Source organism: Acinetobacter apis, from assembly GCF_900197575.1.
GTDB classification, from domain to species: Bacteria; Pseudomonadota; Gammaproteobacteria; order Pseudomonadales; family Moraxellaceae; genus Acinetobacter; species Acinetobacter apis.
This window is the reverse complement of record NZ_FZLN01000003.1, coordinates 217,371-235,957: the sequence shown is the minus strand read 5'-3', so window position 1 is coordinate 235,957 and position 18,587 is coordinate 217,371. Positions and strand designations below refer to the sequence as shown.

At 39.8% G+C, this 18,587-nt stretch carries 18 protein-coding genes; 5 read left to right on the top strand and 13 right to left on the bottom strand.

Annotated elements, in window-relative coordinates; genetic code table 11:
• Position 1 precedes the first annotated feature (1 nt).
• The 13 genes from bamB to CFY84_RS09035 all read right to left on the bottom strand — a co-directional run bounded on the left by bamB (position 2) and on the right by CFY84_RS09035 (position 12,103).
• Positions 2–1,156: an outer membrane protein assembly factor BamB gene (gene bamB / locus CFY84_RS09095; RefSeq protein WP_088823935.1), complete on the bottom strand. Its 1,155-nt coding sequence runs from the start codon at positions 1,154–1,156 to the stop codon at positions 2–4.
• On the bottom strand, positions 1,157–1,861 hold the full coding sequence (locus tag CFY84_RS09090; RefSeq protein ID WP_088823933.1) for a YfgM family protein: 705 nt from the start codon (positions 1,859–1,861) through the stop codon (positions 1,157–1,159).
• Positions 1,862–1,880: 19 nt separating this feature from the next.
• The gene (hisS, locus tag CFY84_RS09085) at positions 1,881–3,182 is read right to left on the bottom strand and encodes a histidine--tRNA ligase (RefSeq protein ID WP_088823931.1); all 1,302 of its coding nucleotides are present in this window, start codon (positions 3,180–3,182) and stop codon (positions 1,881–1,883) included.
• Positions 3,179–4,297: a flavodoxin-dependent (E)-4-hydroxy-3-methylbut-2-enyl-diphosphate synthase gene (gene ispG, locus CFY84_RS09080; RefSeq protein WP_088823929.1), complete on the bottom strand. Its 1,119-nt coding sequence runs from the start codon at positions 4,295–4,297 to the stop codon at positions 3,179–3,181. The genes hisS and ispG overlap by 4 nt, the downstream gene beginning before the upstream one ends.
• Before the next feature lie 18 nt (positions 4,298–4,315).
• Positions 4,316–5,116 carry a helix-turn-helix domain-containing protein gene (locus tag CFY84_RS09075; RefSeq protein ID WP_088823927.1) on the bottom strand — a complete coding sequence of 267 codons (801 nt, stop codon included), beginning with the start codon at positions 5,114–5,116 and terminating at the stop codon, positions 4,316–4,318.
• Positions 5,107–5,910, bottom strand: a complete 804-nt coding sequence (gene pilW / locus CFY84_RS09070; protein ID WP_088823926.1) for a type IV pilus biogenesis/stability protein PilW — start codon at positions 5,908–5,910, stop codon at positions 5,107–5,109. Before pilW ends, CFY84_RS09075 begins: the two co-directional genes overlap by 10 nt.
• Before the next feature lie 25 nt (positions 5,911–5,935).
• The gene (rlmN, locus tag CFY84_RS09065) at positions 5,936–7,171 is read right to left on the bottom strand and encodes a 23S rRNA (adenine(2503)-C(2))-methyltransferase RlmN (RefSeq protein ID WP_088823924.1); all 1,236 of its coding nucleotides are present in this window, start codon (positions 7,169–7,171) and stop codon (positions 5,936–5,938) included.
• 122 nt (positions 7,172–7,293) lie between these two features.
• A complete protein-coding gene (gene ndk / locus CFY84_RS09060) occupies positions 7,294–7,725 on the bottom strand; it encodes a nucleoside-diphosphate kinase (protein ID WP_088823922.1) in 432 nt (143 codons plus the stop codon).
• A gap of 94 nt (positions 7,726–7,819) precedes the next feature.
• The gene (gene iscX, locus CFY84_RS09055; RefSeq protein WP_088823920.1) at positions 7,820–8,020 is read right to left on the bottom strand and encodes a Fe-S cluster assembly protein IscX; all 201 of its coding nucleotides are present in this window, start codon (positions 8,018–8,020) and stop codon (positions 7,820–7,822) included.
• Positions 8,021–8,104: 84 nt separating this feature from the next.
• Complete coding sequence (locus CFY84_RS09050) at positions 8,105–8,653, bottom strand: phosphatase PAP2 family protein (protein WP_088823919.1); 549 nt, start codon at positions 8,651–8,653, stop codon at positions 8,105–8,107.
• 189 nt (positions 8,654–8,842) lie between these two features.
• Complete coding sequence (gene ilvC / locus CFY84_RS09045; protein ID WP_088823917.1) at positions 8,843–9,859, bottom strand: ketol-acid reductoisomerase; 1,017 nt, start codon at positions 9,857–9,859, stop codon at positions 8,843–8,845.
• 28 nt (positions 9,860–9,887) lie between these two features.
• Complete coding sequence (gene ilvN / locus CFY84_RS09040) at positions 9,888–10,379, bottom strand: acetolactate synthase small subunit (protein WP_088823915.1); 492 nt, start codon at positions 10,377–10,379, stop codon at positions 9,888–9,890.
• Positions 10,376–12,103 (bottom strand): acetolactate synthase 3 large subunit, encoded by a 1,728-nt coding sequence (locus CFY84_RS09035; RefSeq protein ID WP_088823914.1) that lies wholly within the window; start codon positions 12,101–12,103, stop codon positions 10,376–10,378. The genes ilvN and CFY84_RS09035 overlap by 4 nt, the downstream gene beginning before the upstream one ends.
• A gap of 466 nt (positions 12,104–12,569) precedes the next feature.
• Here CFY84_RS09035 and CFY84_RS09030 point away from each other — a divergent pair, with 466 nt between their 5' ends.
• The 5 genes from CFY84_RS09030 to CFY84_RS09010 all read left to right on the top strand — a co-directional run bounded on the left by CFY84_RS09030 (position 12,570) and on the right by CFY84_RS09010 (position 18,585).
• Positions 12,570–12,920 carry a DUF4124 domain-containing protein gene (locus CFY84_RS09030; RefSeq protein ID WP_228149629.1) on the top strand — a complete coding sequence of 117 codons (351 nt, stop codon included), beginning with the start codon at positions 12,570–12,572 and terminating at the stop codon, positions 12,918–12,920.
• A gap of 111 nt (positions 12,921–13,031) precedes the next feature.
• Entirely contained in the window at positions 13,032–15,653 is a 2,622-nt protein-coding gene (gene leuS / locus CFY84_RS09025) for a leucine--tRNA ligase (RefSeq protein ID WP_088823912.1), read from the top strand.
• Positions 15,654–15,668: 15 nt separating this feature from the next.
• On the top strand, positions 15,669–16,175 hold the full coding sequence (locus CFY84_RS09020; protein ID WP_088823910.1) for an LPS-assembly lipoprotein LptE: 507 nt from the start codon (positions 15,669–15,671) through the stop codon (positions 16,173–16,175).
• Between the two features lie 25 nt (positions 16,176–16,200).
• Positions 16,201–17,187 (top strand): DNA polymerase III subunit delta, encoded by a 987-nt coding sequence (gene holA, locus CFY84_RS09015; RefSeq protein WP_088823909.1) that lies wholly within the window; start codon positions 16,201–16,203, stop codon positions 17,185–17,187.
• A gap of 102 nt (positions 17,188–17,289) precedes the next feature.
• On the top strand, positions 17,290–18,585 hold the full coding sequence (locus CFY84_RS09010; protein ID WP_088823907.1) for an efflux RND transporter periplasmic adaptor subunit: 1,296 nt from the start codon (positions 17,290–17,292) through the stop codon (positions 18,583–18,585).
• Positions 18,586–18,587: the final 2 nt, after the last annotated feature.

The following is an 18,587-nucleotide window of genomic DNA, read 5'->3' as shown; positions in this document are numbered from 1 at the left end:
ATTAACGATTCTGCCAAACGCTTAACGCGCCCTTTTGAGTTGAAACATAAAGCTGGTTGTTGACTACACGCAAGGAAGTTACCTCACCTTTTGTTGCAGATCGACCAACAATTTTACCTGTACTTGAGTCTAAAAGGCTAAGCGCCCCTTCATAATCTCCAACCACAAGATCAGAGCCAAGTAAAACAGGGTTACTTAAATTACGATGCAATAACTGATCATTTTCCCACAGCTTTTCGCCGGTTAACAATCCATAAGCAATAATTTTACCGTCTGTTGTGGTGATGTACACAGCATCTTGCGTCACTTCTGGACGCTTATTACTGCTTGCATCATCACTCCATACCACTTGTTGTTGCTGTAGATCAGTCACAGTCACCTGACCTTGATAGCTGGTTGTCACCAAGAACTGACCCATCATTACAGGATCGCCATCAATATCATTAATACGTTGAATATCTGTACGCCCTTCAGCAACAGATACACGACGTTGTAAACGTGGCACACCACTGACGACATCAATACCATAAACATAAGCATTTGCAGTCGCAATTAACACGGTATTTGGATCGAGCACCACAGGCGTCGCTTGTCCGCGAAGGCTAAGCTGTACATGAGGTAGACGATATGTCCAAAGCTGCTGACCTGAAACGGCATCATGTGCATATACATTACCATCATTGGTCACTGTAATCACACGGCCAAGCTGAATATGAGATGGTGTAATTAATGATCCTGATAATTCATTGGTCCAAAGAATTGTACCTTTGGCTTGATCCAGTGCAATTAACTCACCTTTTTGGTTGCCCACCACAACAATGCCATTACCCGCAACAGCGCCTGCGCTTAAACTGCCTTTTTTAGCGATGCGTGTAGACCATAGACGTTGGTTACCTTGATAGGCTTCAACTGTATTTTTATCAGGGTCGACAAAGAACATGTTTCCATTGTCAACAGCCATCTGCAAACGTAATGGATCTTTCTTATTGGTCGCAGAAACATGTTGTACAAATGTTTGTTGTAAACTTTTCGACTGAACTAATTTTGGCAGTGGATTAGGTTTGATTTTTTCAACTTTCGGTTTGTTACTTGAACAGCCCGCCAAAGCGACCGCTAAGACAGCGAGTGCAAACGGTATTTTAAACTTTTTATTCATTTAAGACTCATCCACTGTTTTCAAAATTGGGCTTTCAATATTTGGATCTTCAACTAAAACACCAACACTTTCGAGTTTTATTTGTAACACTTGTGGCTGTTGCTTACGTGCTACAGCGGCAGCCCATGCAGCTTCATATGATTTACGTGCATTCACAGTATCATTTTTTGCGACATAAATATCACCACGCACTTCATTCACTGTGGCCTTAAACGAAGACAACTGAATCAAATCCAACGTTTTTAGTGCATCATCATATTTCTTTTCAGCAATTTGAGCATATGCAAGGTGTAAATTAACCAAAGCAATCATGCCTGCATCTTTCAATGTACTTGTCTGAACTTTCTTTAATTCACGTGCTGCACTTGCGTAATCACCACGATCAAAATATGCTTTTGATACAATAAATTGTGCTTGAATCGCTTGTACTGCATTTGGATCTTTTTTCACAATATCGTCTGCAGCAGTGATTAGACGGTTTAATGCCATTTTATCACTGGTTGGGGTCAAAGCTTGCGCCTGATCCATCAACTGTTGTACACGTGCAGTTTCATTTTGTGCTTCAACGTTTTGTTTTTTATTCCAATAATTCCAGCCAAAAAAAGCAATCAGTAACACCAAAACACCAGTGACTACCGTAGAGCCATATTTTCTAGCTAACGACTTTGCCCGGTCAAGTTGATCATCTTCTGTTAATGCACTCATTTGATTATCCTTATCAAAACTAAATAACGATTGGAAATTGCTGGATCAGAAAAGGGGTAATCTCACTGATTGCAACATCACTTTGTTCAGCTGTTTCAAGCTTTTTGAGTGCAACAGATTGCTGAGTAAACTCTTTTTCGCCTAAGATCATGGCAAATATTGCACCAGATTGATCTGCTTTTTTCATTTGGCTTTTCATGCTGCCTTGTGAGCCTGTTTTTACACGGATATGTTGCGCATGATGTTGTTCAAGCTGATCTCTTAACTGTTCAGCCAATACAAGCGCTTGTTCTTGATATGCAGGTTCAGCCACCAAAAACACTTCACAATCTCGCACTGCAACAGGTTCTGCAAATTGCTCAATCAAAAGCAATAAACGCTCAAGTCCCATCCCAAAACCAACAGCTGGTACGGATTGATTGGCTTTGCCTTTAAGCTGCCCAACCAAACTGTCATAGCGTCCGCCGCCACACACTGTGCCTTGTGCACCTAAATGTGTCGTCGTCCACTCAAAGACCGTTTTGTTGTAGTAATCTAAACCGCGCACCAAACGCTGATTAACCACAAACTCAACACCAGTTGCCTGCAAATAGCGTTGCAATTGCTGAAAATGTGCCATGGTTTCTTCACCCATGAAATCATGCAATTGTGGTGCATTTTCCAATACTTGACGTGTACTTTCATCTTTAGAATCAAGCACGCGCAGTGGGTTCGTGGTCAAACGTCGTTTTGAGTCTTCATCGAGTTGATCATGATGTAATGTTAAATACTCAACCAATGCTTGACGATATGCTTGACGCTCATCAAGTTCACCTAAGGTGTTTAGCTCTAGTTGAACTTTATCAGCAATGCCCATACGCTTCCATAAGCGTGCAGTTAATAAAATCAGCTCAGCTTCAATATCAGGTGTTGCAACACCAAATGTTTCTACGCCAAATTGATGAAATTGGCGATAACGACCCTTCTGTGGTTTTTCATAACGAAACATTGGGCCCATGTACCAAACACGTGGCGTTGTCCCGCGGAGTAAGTTATGTTCTAGCATGGCACGTACACAACCTGCAGTACCCTCTGGGCGCAAGGTCAATGACTCAGGTGGATTACCTTTATCAAAAAACGTATACATTTCTTTTTCAACAATATCTGTTGCATCACCAATGGCGCGTTTAAATAAACTGGTTTGCTCAACAGTCGGCAAGCGAATTTGTTGATACCCATATGCATCCATTAACGATGTTAGATTTGTTTCAAGGCGTCTCCAAGCAGGTGTTTGCTCTGGGAGAATATCGTTAAAACCTTTAATTGCAGCAATTAGACTCATGATGATGAACTACGAATAATTTCTTTTGACTTAGCTTCTTCAAGCACTTTAACACGTTGGCGAACCATTGACTCAATTTCATTAACTAATTGATGTGTTTCAATGAGATGACTTTTATCTCCATTACGATACACCAATGATTTTGGGCTTGCACCAACAATTCCAATATCTGCTTCTTTGGCTTCGCCTGGACCATTCACTTTACAACCAATGACAGACACATCCATCGGTGTTCGAATATCTTCTAAACGTTCTTCTAACTGTTGCATAACTTTGATGACATCAAACTCTTGTCGTGAACAGCTTGGACATGCAATAAAGTTAATGCCATTTGAACGAAGCATTAAAGATTTTAAAATATCAAAACCAATTTTAATTTCTTCTTCTGGGTTGGCAGCTAGCGATATTCGCATAGTATCGCCAATCCCTTCGAGTAATAATCCACCCAAAGCAATGGCAGATTTCACAGTACCTGTACGATAAATCCCAGCTTCAGTCACACCCAAGTGTAGTGGATTATCAATTTGTTTAGACAGCAACCGATATGCATCTAACGTCAAAAATACATTAGATGCTTTCACGCTGACTTTAAACTCATGAAAGTTTAAACGATCTAGAATATCAATATGACGAAGCGCAGATTCTAATAGGGCTTCACCTGTTGGCTCACCATATTTTTTTTGTAGATCTTTTTCTAAAGAACCTGCATTGACACCAATACGAATCGATATATCGTGATGCTTTGCTGCTGCCACCACTTCACGAATTTTTTGCTCTGAACCAATATTACCAGGATTGATACGTAAACAATCTGCACCCGCATCTGCAACAGCAAGCGCAATTTTATAATCGAAATGAATATCTGCAACAAGTGGAGTACTGACTCTTTTTTTAATTTCAGCAAACGCTTTTGCCGCGTCCATCGATGGAACAGAAACACGCATAATATCTGCACCTGCATCAGCACACCGTTCAATTTGTGCCACAGTTGCTTCCACATCACATGTTTCAGTATTGGTCATACTTTGTACGCTGATAGGTGCATCCCCACCAACATAGACAGAACCCACACGAATCTTACGAGTTGGACGACGTTTTATTGGATTTACTATCATTCTGCTCAACTCTCTCTTTTAGCGAGATAAACGAAAATCTGCTTTATCATTTACAGTATAAGGAGACAATGAAATCGCTTCACCGTTTAAGTTTAATGACACCGCTTTTGCATCATCTAATTGAATTTGAAATGGTGATTGACCATTTAATACTAAATTGTCACTTTGACGTCCTGTCGCAAGTACTTTGCCTGTAGAATCCACAATGTTTAATGTGGTTGGGCGTGATATTTTTAATTCTAATTTATCACCTGATGCCGCTTGATTCTGATCAACAGATAATACTTGTACGCTCGATGGCGCAGACACATTGCTTGCAGCATCATCTAATGTTGCTTTTTTCTTTTGTGACCAATTTTGTAAGGTTGTAAAAGCAATCCAACCAATCAATACAAGTAAAATAAGCAATCCAATTCGTTTCATCCACAATCGATTGCGGTTGCTGTTAGAACCAGGAAGTTTACCCATAATTTTGATTGGTGAATCTTTTAAGCCATGATTTGCTTGTACACCTGTTTCGTTTTGATAAATTTCATCAAAGCGCTGAATAATGGTAGATGCATCCACATCAAGATGCCTCGCATACACACGATAATAGCCTTTAATGAATGCAGCTTCAGGCAACGCATTGTAGTCATCTTTCTCTAACGCCTCTAAAGTTCTCAAAGGAATATTTAACACTTTAGAGATATCAACCAACTCAGCTTTTTTATTCAGGCGAACATGGCGTAAGTATTCCCCAGGACGTTGAACATTGCCTAATGTATTTGAGGTCGACGTGTTACCTGTCGATTGCTGTGAATTAGGATTTACTTCCATACCGCCTCAGTCTTATACTGTAATTGCAAATAGTTTCGATATTCTTGGCTATCTGGATACAATGCCCGTAATTGATTCACCAAGACCTGCAAATTAATATTATCATTATTCGCATGTGCAATGCGAATTCCTGTCCAAAGTGCGGCTGCTCTTTGATTATTCACACCTACAACTTTGACATAATTCTGATAAAGTTGTGATGCCACCTTGTAATTGGCTTTTTGTAAATTTAAATTCGACAACTCATATAACGCAATTGCTGAATTCGGATTGACTTGTAATGCGCTTATAAATGCTTTTTCTGCATTGACCTGATCATTAAGCTTTAAATACGTTTGACCTAAATTTTCAAGTGACCAAGCGCGTTGATTATAACCTAACGTGGTTCCTGCTATTTTAAATTCTTTAGCCGCTTCAGTATAACGACCCATTTGATACAAATAACGACCATAATTATTACGAATTTGTGCATCACTGCTGTTCAGTGAAACTGCACGTTTAAAATATTCGTCCGCTTTCGCCAAATTGGTTGGACTGCCCTCTTGTTGTAGCAACACGCCCATCATCATATGCGCCAATGGGTCATAGCGATCTTTGGCTAATGCTTCATCTAAAGAGCGTTTGGCAGCATCAAGTTCGCCTGTACGAATATATTCAGCAGCGATTTGCGTGCGTACTTCTGCCGATTTACGCGGATCTGCTTTATTACCATCGCTGGTTGTTTGACAACCTTGCAGTAAAAAGACAGCGATTAAACCACAATGAACTGCAAGCGCATATTTTATTCGTTTCATTTAGGCACCATTTTAATCCCAACAATTATCCTTGAGAGCGAACAATTTCATTTTGCTGGGCAACTTTCTTTTTCCATTGCTCAGCACGTCGCGTTCGGTCTGCAACTTGACCTACCAACTGACCACATGCTGCATCAATGTCATCACCACGGGTCTGACGAATGGTACATACAAATCCTGCATCAGATAAGATTTTTTGAAAAGTCATGATCCGATTTCGACTTGAACGCCCGTATGGCGCATGTGGAAATGGGTTAAACGGAATCAAATTAATCTTACTTGGTAAGTCTTTTAATAAACGTACCATTTGCTGTGCATGAATATCTTGGTCATTTACACCTTCTAACATAACATATTCGATGGTGACATGCTTACGTGCGCTCTCATTACCATCTTTACGTATATAACGTTGTGCAGCAGAAATAAGTTGTTGTAAAGGATATTTTTTGTTAATTGGCACAAGTTCATTGCGTAATTCATCATTTGGCGCATGCAATGAAATCGCCAATGCTACATCTAATTCTTCTGATAACTTATCAATCATTGGCACAATACCTGATGTTGACAAGGTTACACGGCGTTTTGACATACCATATGCAAAGTCATCTAACATAAGAGACATCGATTCAACCACAGGTTTAAAGTTCAACAGTGGTTCGCCCATGCCCATCATCACCACATTTGTGACTGAGCGCGTGCGCTCTGGAATATCAACATCTTCCATGTAAGATTGATTGGCAATCCATAACTGACCGATAATTTCATCGGTTGATAAGTCGCGTTGAAAGCCTTGCTTACCTGTTGAACAGAAGGAGCAATCTAAAGCACAGCCCACTTGTGATGAGATACATAATGTTTTTCGTGCACCTGATTTATCATCTGCGGGGATCAGTACTGTTTCAACCAATGAGCCTGCGCCTTCGCCAACACGAAATACCCATTTACGTGTGCCATCTTTTGAATAATGACGATGCACCACTTCAGGTGCTTTAATTTCACAGCGCTGTTGTAATTTTTCTCTCAGCTTGCCTGAAATATTGCTCATTTGAGCAAAATCAGTGACAAAGTATTGGTGAATCCATTTAATAATTTGCCCTGCACGAAACTTTTTTTCACCGATTTCTTCAAAAAAGCGCTCTAAATTCGCACGCGACATTCCCAATAAATTAATTTTTTGGGTGCTATGTTGAACAGGCTGAGTCGATGTGGTATCGCTGCTTTGTTCATCTACCAAAGACGAACGAACTACGTCATGAGCCATAATATTACCTAATCAAATTGATAAATGTGGAAAAGCGTGCTCGGATATGAGCAGCAAGAAAATGAAGAGAATAAAAAACCAGATAAGTATTATAGCACTTATCTGGTCTTCTCGTCTCGGAATTAACGAGTACGTGGATACACTTCAGTTTGTGCAAAGAAGTAAGATACTTCACGTGCAGCAGATTCAACTGAATCTGAACCATGTGCTGCATTTTCGTCAATGCTTACTGCAAAGTCAGCACGGATTGTACCAGGTGCAGCATCTTTAGGATTTGTTGCGCCTAGAATATCACGGTGTGCAAGTACTGCATTCTCGCCTTCTAATACAGACACAACAACAGGACCTGATGTCATGAATGAAACAAGGTCAGCAAAGAAACCACGTTCTTTGTGCTCAGCATAGAAGCCTTCAGCTTCAGCTTGAGACAAATGCTTTAATTTAGTTGCAACAATTTTTAAACCCGCTTTTTCGAAACGAGAAAAGATGTCACCAATGTGGTTTTTACCAACAGCATCTGGTTTAACAATTGATAATGTACGTTCAATAGCCATTGATCGGCTCCTTAAAGTCACTGTAAAAAATTTTTTGCATTATAACGAGATCAGCTAAAATAATCTGCTTACAATATGTAAAAGTTTGATTTTTTTAATCCGTTTCGTCAATCCAAGCCATTTGAATCGCCTCAAGCACCCCTTCTGTTGATTTTGCAGGGTCATCTTCAAAATGAGGCAAAGCACAAATCCATGCATGTAAATCTGTAAATCTCACCCACTGCGGATCAACATCTGTATGAATCTCTGATAGCTCAATTGCGATATCTAATGTATCTGTCCAACGTAATCCCATTAATGATTCCTTTGATTGATGTTCAAAATAAATTTGAACGACTTTAATAAATTTTAAAATTATTTCATATATGACATCGCGCTGTTATAACAAAATCTGCGCATAGCTGGCAAAACCAATCACACCAAAAGACAGCAATGTACCAAGTAAAGCACCTACCAAGACATCTGTTGGATAATGTAAGCCCAATACCATTCTTGAAATGGCAACTAAAACTGTAAATGGCAACATAATTAAAAGTAAGGCGGGCTGTATATAACCAAATACAATGGTGGAAATCACAGCATGTAAAGTATGTCCTGATGGAAAGCTAAAGTGATCAAGCGGGCGCTCACCTAAAATAATGACTTGGTGAACTTGATACGGTCTAGGTCGCGTTGTTTTATGTTTTAATGCTTTATATAACAAGGTTGTTAAAAAGCTCGCACTGGCCAAATACATCACTTGAATGTAATAACTTTTAGGTTGCGACAAATAGATCAAACATAAAATCGCAAACCAAAATGTGCCATCACCTAAGCGACTAATTAATTTAAAAAATAAGGCAACATGATGATTTCTAGAAAGTTGATTTAAGTAGATACAGCCTTTTAAGTCCAATGCTTGAATTTTTATGATGAGTGTTTGTAACATAAATCACCCCAACTTTTATTGTTTTGTTTTTATGTTTTGCCTTAGTTTTTCAATAACAAGGTCGATCATTCATTACTTTTGCTACATGGCTATCATAACTAGATTTATATGATAGTGATATGACATCTCAAACAATCATTACAATAAAAAACCCCACTGAGGTGAGGTTTTTTATTGCTCAAAAACGACTTAGTTTTTATCTTTATCGATAATTTTGTTCGCTTTGATCCAAGGCATCATTGCACGCAATTTATTACCTGTTACTTCAATGCCATGCTCTGCATTTTGACGGCGACGAGCAGTCATTGATGGGTAGTTTAAAGCGCCTTCTTGAATGAACATTTTTGCATATTCACCTGATTGAATACGCTTCAATGCATTACGCATTGCTTCACGTGATTGTTCATTAATCACTTCAGTACCTGTTACATATTCACCATATTCAGCATTATTTGATACTGAATAGTTCATGTCAGCAATACCGCCTTCGAACATTAAGTCAACAATCAGTTTTAACTCATGTAAACATTCAAAGTAAGCCATTTCAGGTGAATAGCCTGCTTCAACTAGGGTTTCATAACCCATTTTTACAAGTTCTACTGCACCACCACAAAGTACAGCTTGCTCACCAAATAGGTCAGTTTCTGTTTCTTCACGGAATGAAGTTTCGATAATACCTGTACGACCACCACCTACACCAGACGCATAAGATAATGCAACATTACGTGCATTGCCTGAAGCATCTTGATGAATTGCGATTAAGTCAGGTACACCTGAACCACGTTGGAATTCTGAACGTACTGTATGACCTGGTGCTTTTGGTGCAACCATAATCACGTCTAAATCTTTGCGTGGTACAACTTGGTTGTATAACACAGAGAAACCATGAGCAAATGCAAGCGTTGCACCTTCTTTGATATTTGGCTCGATCACATCGCGGTATAATTGTGATTGGAATTCATCTGGCGTTAAGATCATTACCAAGTCAGCACCTTGAACTGCTGCAGGTACTTCAGATACTTTTAAGCCTGCGCCTTCAGCTTTTTTCCATGAAGCAGAATTAGCACGTAAACCCACAGTTACATCAACACCAGACTCTTTTAAGTTCAGCGCGTGTGCGTGCCCTTGTGAACCATATCCAATAATCGCTACTTTTTTGCCTTGGATGATTGAGATGTCACAGTCTTTATCATAGAAAATTTGCATTTGTTATCTCCAGTAAAAATTTATTTATTTAAATACTTAACACTTTTTCGCCGCGTGCAATACCCGATACGCCTGAACGAACCACTTCTAAAATGGTATTTTCAGCAAGCGCATCGATAAAGCCATCAAGCTTTTCAGTTGTCCCTACAATTTGTACCGTATACGTGGTTGGGGTCACATCAATAATGCTGGCACGAAAAATATCTGCTGTACGCTTAATTTCATCACGTGCTGATCCTTGTGCTTTCACTTTAATCAACAACAATTCACGCTCAATATGTGCGCCATCGCTTAAAGCCACCACTTTAACCACTTCAACCAATTTATTCAGTTGTTTGGTAATTTGTTCTACTTTATGGTCATCGCCATATGTTGTTAGCGTCAGGCGGGATAAAGTTTCATCTTCAGTCGGCGCAACATTTAATGTTTCAATGTTATAACCGCGTTGGCTAAACAAACCAACCAAACGAGATAACGCACCAGATTCATTTTCAATCAATACTGAAATAATATGTCTCATGCTGTACGCTCCCCTTTGCTTAACCACATATCTTTCATTGCTTGAGCAGGAACTTGCATTGGATAAACATGCTCTGAATCTTCAACCATGACTTGAATAAATACACATTTATCTTGAATTGCCATTGCTTCAGCAAGTTTCGTCTCTAACTCATCAGCATGATGAATAGTGATTGCAACATGGCCATAAGCTTCCATCAATTTGGCAAAATCTGGCAATGATTCAACATACGAATGTGAATGACGACCTTCATAGTTCATATCTTGCCATTGGCGAACCATGCCTAATGAACCATTGTTTAAGCATAAAATTTTGACGTTAATATCGTATTGTTTACACGTCGATAGCTCTTGAATACACATTTGTATTGAACCATCGCCTGTGACACATACCACTTCCTGCTCAGGGAATGCAACTTTTGCGCCCATTGCATATGGCAATCCAACACCCATAGTGCCAAGACCACCAGAATTGATCCATTGACGAGGGCGATTATATTTATAATACAGTGCACTAAACATTTGATGTTGACCCACATCCGATGTAATGATGGCATCACCATCTGTCACTTTATATAACGCTTCAATCGCTTGCTGTGGTTTAATTAAGCCATCTGTGTTTGACCCATAGCGCAACCCATGAAATTTACGCCACTCATTAATTTGTGTCCACCATACTGCCAAATCATCTGGATTTGGTTTAGACACATTCAATTGCTGTAGTTGTGCAAGCATTTCTTCTAATACTGGCTTAACAGCACCTACAATTGGAATATGCGCTGAAATGGTTTTAGAAATAGTTGCAGGGTCAATATCAATATGAATGACTTTTGCATTTGGACAGAATTTAGTTGGGTTATTGGTCACTCGGTCATCAAAGCGTGCACCCACTGCAAAAATTACATCTGCATGATGCATAGCCATATTGGCTTCATAATAGCCATGCATACCAAGCATGCCTAAAAATTGCGGATCAGTCCCCGATACTGCACCCAAGCCCATGAGTGTGCTTGTCACTGGGTAGTTCAGTAAATGTGCAATTTCTCGAAGTAACTCAGAACCATCACCTTGTACTACGCCGCCGCCGGTATAGATAACAGGACGTTTTGCTGACAAGAGCTCATCAACCGCTTTACGGATTTGACCTGAATGGCCACGGTAAGGAGGCTGGTAAGAACGCATTTTAACTTTTTCAGGATACGCATACGAAAACTTATCAATTGGGTTTGTTACATCTTTTGGAATATCAATCACCACAGGACCTGGGCGGCCACTTGATGCGATATAAAAAGCTTTTTTAATGATTTCAGGAATTTCGCTGGCATGACGCACTTGAAAGCTGTGCTTTACAATCGGACGTGACACACCAATCATATCTGTTTCTTGGAATGCATCTTCACCAATTAAATGCGATGCAACTTGCCCTGACAAGACAACCATTGGAATTGAATCCATATATGCTGTTGCAATTGGTGTGACTGTATTGGTTGCACCTGGGCCTGATGTCACAAGGACAACACCTGTTTTACCCGTCACACGCGAATATGCGTCTGCCATATGACCTGCAGCTTGCTCATGACGTACAAGGTAATGTTGGATACGGTCTTGCTGATATAACGCATCGTAAATATGCAAAACAGCGCCGCCAGGATAACCAAAAATACACTCAACACCCTCGTCCGCAAGTGCGCGAACAAGCATTTCACCACCAGAAAGAAGTTCCAACGTGATTCACCCTATTTGTTTTTTGCACCATTAAAGGTACGCTTAATTCTCAAAAGTGACTGTACTACTTTGTTATAGCAGAGCCGAAATCATGTATCTTGCAATAGGAGTAACAAAGACGCAACAACAGATTAAGCTGATGAAACATCGACTAAATATAAAAACATGCTGGGATAAGCATCCTTTTCAAACATAACATCTCGGCTAGAGTGACATGCCTATTGCAACCATTTTATTTAAAGGGTGGTTAAACAAAATAATTACCTTGCATTTTTGTTGTTTCAGCTAGGATTGTCAAGGCTTAAGGTGATATTTCGTAATTCTTATGATAGAAAGTGATATATACGAAAAATAAGCGAAAGAAGGTCAGAATTAATTCATACCTTTCGTAAAATTTACATTAAAATAAATAGAACACAGAAATTTTTATCGTGTTTAAAGAAAATGCTTTTTAAAATGAATTTTTATGGGGAAAGTAATTCAAATGGTTAAAATAAATATCTTGCTGCTTCCGATTCTCTGCCTAATGAGCATGTCTCATGTTTATGCACAGTCTTTTTATAAATGGGTTGATGAACATGGTACAACGCACTACACAGAAACGCCCCCTCAAACAAAAAAAGGGGTAAAAACCAAAGGACAAGTAAAAACATATGGCCAAACTGCACAGGGTTCAAATCAAATGCCTGTCACGTTGCCAACCAAAAATGATGTAGCGCAGGTAAAGCAACCCGTTGTTGAAAACAAAGCGACACCAACAACACCGCTGCTACCGCCGAAAACAGCCGATCAGAACGGGCCAGTTTCAAATTTTTAAAAAAAAGCCTCTTACACAGACAATTTATTCGGCAAAATTCACTTTTTAGTCCATTTTGCGCTATGCTGTACCTCAATTATTTCACTTTACTTTGTCGTCGATTAAATTTTTATGACTACATCAACTATTAATCCAGAATATCAAGCCAATACGATTGAACCTCAAGTCCAAGCAGACTGGGAACAGCGTAAAGTATTTAAAGTCGCCAACACGGTTGAAAACAAACATCGATATATCCTGTCTATGTTTCCATATCCAAGTGGCAAACTGCACATGGGTCATGTGCGTAACTATACGATTGGCGATGTGATTAGTCGTTTTTATCGACTGAAAGGTGAAACTGTTTTACAGCCTATGGGTTGGGATGCTTTTGGCTTGCCTGCAGAAAATGCAGCTATTGCTCATCAAATTGCACCTGCAAAATGGACCTTTGATAACATTGCTTATATGCGCAATGAGTTCAAACGCTTAGGTTTATCGGTTGATTGGGACCGTGAAATTGCAACATGTACACCTGAATATTACCATTGGGAACAATGGCTATTCGTCCAATTGTATAAAAAAGGGTTAATTTATCGAAAGTTATCAACAGTGAACTGGGACCCTGTGGATCAAACTGTACTTGCAAATGAGCAAGTCGAAAACGGTCGTGGTTGGCGTTCAGGTGCATTGGTTGAAAAACGCGATATCCCAATGTATTACTTCCGCATTACAGATTATGCACAAGAATTACTTGATGATTTAGACCAACTCAAAGACGGTTGGCCACAAAAAGTATTAACCATGCAAAAAAACTGGATTGGTCGTTCAGAAGGTATGGAAGTGGTATTTCCTGCTGCTGATACAACGATTTATTCAGATCCACTGACTGTTTACACCACACGCCCTGATACCTTAATGGGGGCAACTTATGTTGCAGTTGCTGCTGAACATCCTTTGGCCAAAAAAGCGGCCGAATTGCGTCCTGAATTAAATGCATTTATAGATGAATGCCGCCAAGGTTCAGTTTCAGAAGCAGATGTTGCAACCACAGAGAAAAAAGGTGTAGATACTGGTCTTTTTGTTCAGCATCCTATCACTCAAGAACATATTCCTGTATGGATTGCGAACTATGTCTTGATGTCTTACGGCTCAGGCGCTGTTATGGCGGTACCTGCCCATGACGAACGTGACTTTGAATTTGCTAACAAATTCGGGTTACCAATTCAACAGGTCATTCAAAGTCCAAATGCAGAAGACGCCTACTCATCTACAGCATGGCAAGAATGGTATGGCACAAAAGATGGCACACTCATTCATTCAGGTGAGTTTGATGGTTTAACCTTCCAAGCAGCATTTGATGCATTAAATGAGCGTTTAAGCGCAAAAGCACTTGGCAACAAAAAAGTCCAATTCCGTCTACGTGATTGGGGCGTTTCTCGTCAACGTTATTGGGGTTGCCCAATTCCAATGATTAACTGCCCATCATGTGGTCAAGTACCTGTTCCTGAAGAGCAATTACCTGTTGTATTACCAACAGATGTGGTTCCTGATGGTTCGGGTAATCCTTTGGCAAAAATGCCTGAATTCTATGCAACCACATGTCCATCTTGTGGTGCTGATGCACGCCGTGAAACAGATACACTTGATACCTTTGTCGAGTCATCTTGGTATTATGCACGCTATGCATCACCTGAGTTCACACAGGGTTTGGTTGAGCCTGAAGCTGCAAAAACATGGTTACCTGTCAATCAATATATTGGTGGTGTTGAACATGCTATCTTACATTTACTATATGCCCGCTTCTTCCATAAGTTAATGCGCGATGAAGGTGTGGTTCAAGGTGATGAGCCATTTAGCAAATTATTAACCCAAGGGATGGTACTTGCTGATACATTCTACCGTGAAGATGCACAAGGCAAAAAAACATGGTTCAATCCAACAGAGATTGAGTTTGAACATGATGACAAAGGCCGTGTATTGGCTGCACATGCCAAAGCAGATGGCTTGCCTGTGGTCATTGGTGGCCAAGAGAAAATGTCAAAGTCTAAAAACAATGGCGTAGACCCTCATGCCATCATTGAACAATACGGTGCCGATACTGCACGTGTATTTACCATGTTTGCAGCTCCGCCTGATCAATCATTAGAATGGTCAGATTCTGGTGTAGAAGGTTCAAATCGCTTCTTAAAACGTGTATGGCGTTTGGCAGCAGGTTTTGTTGAAGCTTATCCAAATACAGTTGTACTAGATCAAAGTCAGTTGTCTAGCAATGCACAAGATTTACGTCGTAAAACACATGAAACCATTGCTAAAGTGGGTGATGACTTAGAACGTCGCTATGCTTTCAACACAGCGATTGCAGCACAAATGGAATTTTTAAACAGCATTACCAAGTTTGAAATTCAATCTGAGCAAGATGCTGCTGTTGCACGTGAAGCAATTGTGACTTTACTGACATTATTATCACCATTTGCACCACATTTAAGCCAAACCTTATTGGCATACTTTAACCTTGATTTAACTGATATGCAGTTCCCTACAGTTGATGAAAGTGCATTGGTTAAAAATACACTGACCATTGTGGTACAAGTCAATGGTAAACTGCGTGGTAAACTTGATGTTGCAATTGATATTGCAAAAGATGAGTTGTTAACCCGCGCAAAAGCACTCCCTGAAGTGCAGCAATTTTTAACTGGTCCAACCAAAAAAGAAATTGTGGTGCCAAATAAACTTGTTAATTTAGTTGTGTAATTAAGAGGAAGACGCATGCACTTGGTCCATCGTTTATCAGCGGTCATTTTAACTTTAGGTCTAAGTGCAAGCTTAGTCGGCTGTGGCTTTCACTTAACTGGTGTCGGCCCTAATGCAACCCCTATTGCATATCAGCATATGCAATTAAACTTACCAACAGAAGCAAAGCGTTTAGGTGACAAACTGACCATTTACCTCACTGGCAGTGGTGTTAAATTTGATAAAGCACCGAACGCCTACACGCTGCGTGTTCTTGATTATACCTATCGTCGTCAAAAGTTAAGCGGACGGGTAGCAGAAGTTATCCTACACTTAAATGTCACTTTTCAGATTGAAGATCGTCAAGGCCGCCCTGTCACCCAACCACGAACCATTGCTGGTGTTAAAAACTATCAATACAACGTAGCTACCGTGAATGTTGATGACAATGAAGAAGAATACTTGGTTGATTTACTGATTGATGATGTTGCGCAGCAAATGACACGTCAGATTTCAAGTAATCGCCTACCTGCAGCCAATTAATTGATTTTCTTGGCTATAGATTGATATGAAGATTGATTATTTTCAAGCACTCAAAAAAGTAAATGGTTCCTTGGGTGCTTGGATTTTACATGGTCAAGAACCGCTTCTTGAACAAAATCTACTTGATCAATTTCGAACATATTGGCAGTCCAATGATGTGGAACGCCAACGTTATGACCTTCAAAGTGTCAGTGATTGGAAAACGATATTCCAAGCTTTAAACAGTTTGTCTCTATTTTCACAAAGCTTAGCCATTGAAGTACATGGCAATATTAAACCTGATGCACAGCATCTCAAATTACTTAAACAATTCATTCAAACCAATGAGCTTAATACGCTATTGATTGTCATGCCTAAGCAAGATAGCCAAAGCATGAAAAGTGCGTTTTTTCAAACTGTTGAAGCAAATGGTACCGTGGTTGCCTTGAGTGCACCCTATGACAAAGACAAACAACGTATTTTAGATTTAGAAGCACAAAAAATTGGGCTTCAGCTCGCGCCATCCGCTTGGCAATGGTTATTAGACCATCATGAACATAATTTATTGGCTGCAAAAAACAGTCTATTACGTTTAAGTGACCTCATCCCTGAGCAAAAAACCATTCAAGCAGAAGATTTAATCAGCCATTTACAAGATCAATCTCGATATAGCACATATGATTTAAGCGATGCACTCCTTGCAGGTGACTTGGCGCATGCAGTTAAAATTTACCAATATTTAATTGCTACAGGTGAGCCAATGAGCTTGATATTATGGACACTAAGCAAAGAAATGCGATTACTGATGCAATTATTTGAGCAACCACACCAAGCCACGCAATTGGGCATTTGGCGAAATAAAGTGGGTTTATATCAAAATGCGCTAAAACGTTTTCAGCCGCAACAGTTCTTGCAATGGCCACAATTATTATTGCAAATGGACTTGGCAATCAAAGGCTATTCACACCAACATGCAGAGCTACTGATGATTCAAATTATTGGTGAATTGTGTGGCAAACCTATCTTGAAATAAAACTTCTTTAAAATCATAATAGATTAAAATATTCATACAATATTCACGATTCTTAATTAATCTCGTTCGTTATTTATACTTTTATTGGCGTTGTTGGTATTCATGTTAAAAAAAATTAAGCCGATTAAACTGGTCATTCTTATTTTTGTATTTCTTCTTGTCAGTTTCTTTTTATGGCAATGGCTAAAACCCAAAAATGAACAACCACAATATATTACTGAAGCTGTGACTCGGGGTGATATCGAAAGCACTGTTTTAGCCACAGGTACATTAAATGCTAGCCAAACCTTGAGCGTAGGTGCGCAAGTCTCAGGTCAAGTTAGACATATGTATGTGCATTTAGGTGATCAAGTTAAACGTGGTCAAGTCATTGCTAAAATTGACTCTGAAACCCAAGAAAATACTTTACAGAACAGCAGCGCCAATATACGCAGCTTGCAAGCACAGCGTTTACAGCAAGAAGCTTTACTCCAAGAAGCACGCCTAGCTTATGTTCGCCAAAAATCAATGTTGTCACAAGATGCAACATCGCGTGCTAATTACGAAGGTGCAGAATCAAAATTTAAAGCAGCTGCAGCGCAGCTTAATGTGATTGATGCACAAATTGAACAAGCACGCTTATCAGAGTCAACAGCACGTACCAATCTTGGTTTTACACGTATTATTGCACCTATGGATGGTACCGTTGTTGCCATTGTGACCAATGAAGGGCAAACCGTAAACGCCAATCAAACCACACCGACCATTGTCAAATTAGCCAAACTCGATCAAATGACAATTAAGTCACAAGTCAGTGAGGCCGATATTATGAAAATCGAGAAAGGCCAACAAATTTACTTCACCACATTGGGTGATGAGAAAAAGCGTTATGCCACGCTCACCCAAATTGAACCTGCGCCAGACTCCATTACCAGCGATACAACCTCAACCACCAATACTGCTGTCTATTATAATGCACTTTTTGATGTACCCAACAGTGACGGCAAACTGCGTATTAACATGACAGCACAAGTGTATATTGTGTTAAATGCAGCGAAAGATGCTGTTTTGGTGCCCTCTTCTGCTTTGAGTTCTTCAAAATTGGTTTTAGGTGCGAATGGCACTGCTGCATCAGACCCGAAAAACAAACCTAAAGTAAAACCGCTTGAATTAACAGCTGCACAAAAAAGCTTAATTCAAGCAGGCAAAGCGTCCCTTAATAGTGTGCGAGTGTTTGATAACGATCAAGTGTATCCACAACAAGTTCTCATTGGTATTAACAACCGTGTTAGCGCTGAAGTTCTAGCAGGGCTCAAAGAAGGTCAGCAAGTTGTGATTGCTGATAGCAGTGACTCATCTGCTGCAAATGCCAAAGCCAGTAATAACCGTAAACGCAACGGTCCACCAATGGGAATGTAACC

Coding starts and splice junctions, on each gene's coding strand:
- CFY84_RS09050 (WP_088823919.1), bottom strand. CDS start 8,653: ATGTTACAAACACTCATCATAAAAATTCAAGCATTGGACTTAAAAGGC.
- CFY84_RS09010 (WP_088823907.1), top strand. CDS start 17,290: ATGTTAAAAAAAATTAAGCCGATTAAACTGGTCATTCTTATTTTTGTA.
- pilW (WP_088823926.1), bottom strand. CDS start 5,910: ATGAAACGAATAAAATATGCGCTTGCAGTTCATTGTGGTTTAATCGCT.
- holA (WP_088823909.1), top strand. CDS start 16,201: ATGAAGATTGATTATTTTCAAGCACTCAAAAAAGTAAATGGTTCCTTG.
- ndk (WP_088823922.1), bottom strand. CDS start 7,725: ATGGCTATTGAACGTACATTATCAATTGTTAAACCAGATGCTGTTGGT.
- ilvN (WP_088823915.1), bottom strand. CDS start 10,379: ATGAGACATATTATTTCAGTATTGATTGAAAATGAATCTGGTGCGTTA.
- iscX (WP_088823920.1), bottom strand. CDS start 8,020: ATGGGATTACGTTGGACAGATACATTAGATATCGCAATTGAGCTATCA.
- CFY84_RS09075 (WP_088823927.1), bottom strand. CDS start 5,116: ATGGAAGTAAATCCTAATTCACAGCAATCGACAGGTAACACGTCGACC.
- ispG (WP_088823929.1), bottom strand. CDS start 4,297: ATGATAGTAAATCCAATAAAACGTCGTCCAACTCGTAAGATTCGTGTG.
- CFY84_RS09090 (WP_088823933.1), bottom strand. CDS start 1,861: ATGAGTGCATTAACAGAAGATGATCAACTTGACCGGGCAAAGTCGTTA.
- rlmN (WP_088823924.1), bottom strand. CDS start 7,171: ATGGCTCATGACGTAGTTCGTTCGTCTTTGGTAGATGAACAAAGCAGC.
- bamB (WP_088823935.1), bottom strand. CDS start 1,156: ATGAATAAAAAGTTTAAAATACCGTTTGCACTCGCTGTCTTAGCGGTC.
- ilvC (WP_088823917.1), bottom strand. CDS start 9,859: ATGCAAATTTTCTATGATAAAGACTGTGACATCTCAATCATCCAAGGC.
- hisS (WP_088823931.1), bottom strand. CDS start 3,182: ATGAGTCTAATTGCTGCAATTAAAGGTTTTAACGATATTCTCCCAGAG.
- CFY84_RS09020 (WP_088823910.1), top strand. CDS start 15,669: ATGCACTTGGTCCATCGTTTATCAGCGGTCATTTTAACTTTAGGTCTA.
- leuS (WP_088823912.1), top strand. CDS start 13,032: ATGACTACATCAACTATTAATCCAGAATATCAAGCCAATACGATTGAA.
- CFY84_RS09030 (WP_228149629.1), top strand. CDS start 12,570: ATGGGGAAAGTAATTCAAATGGTTAAAATAAATATCTTGCTGCTTCCG.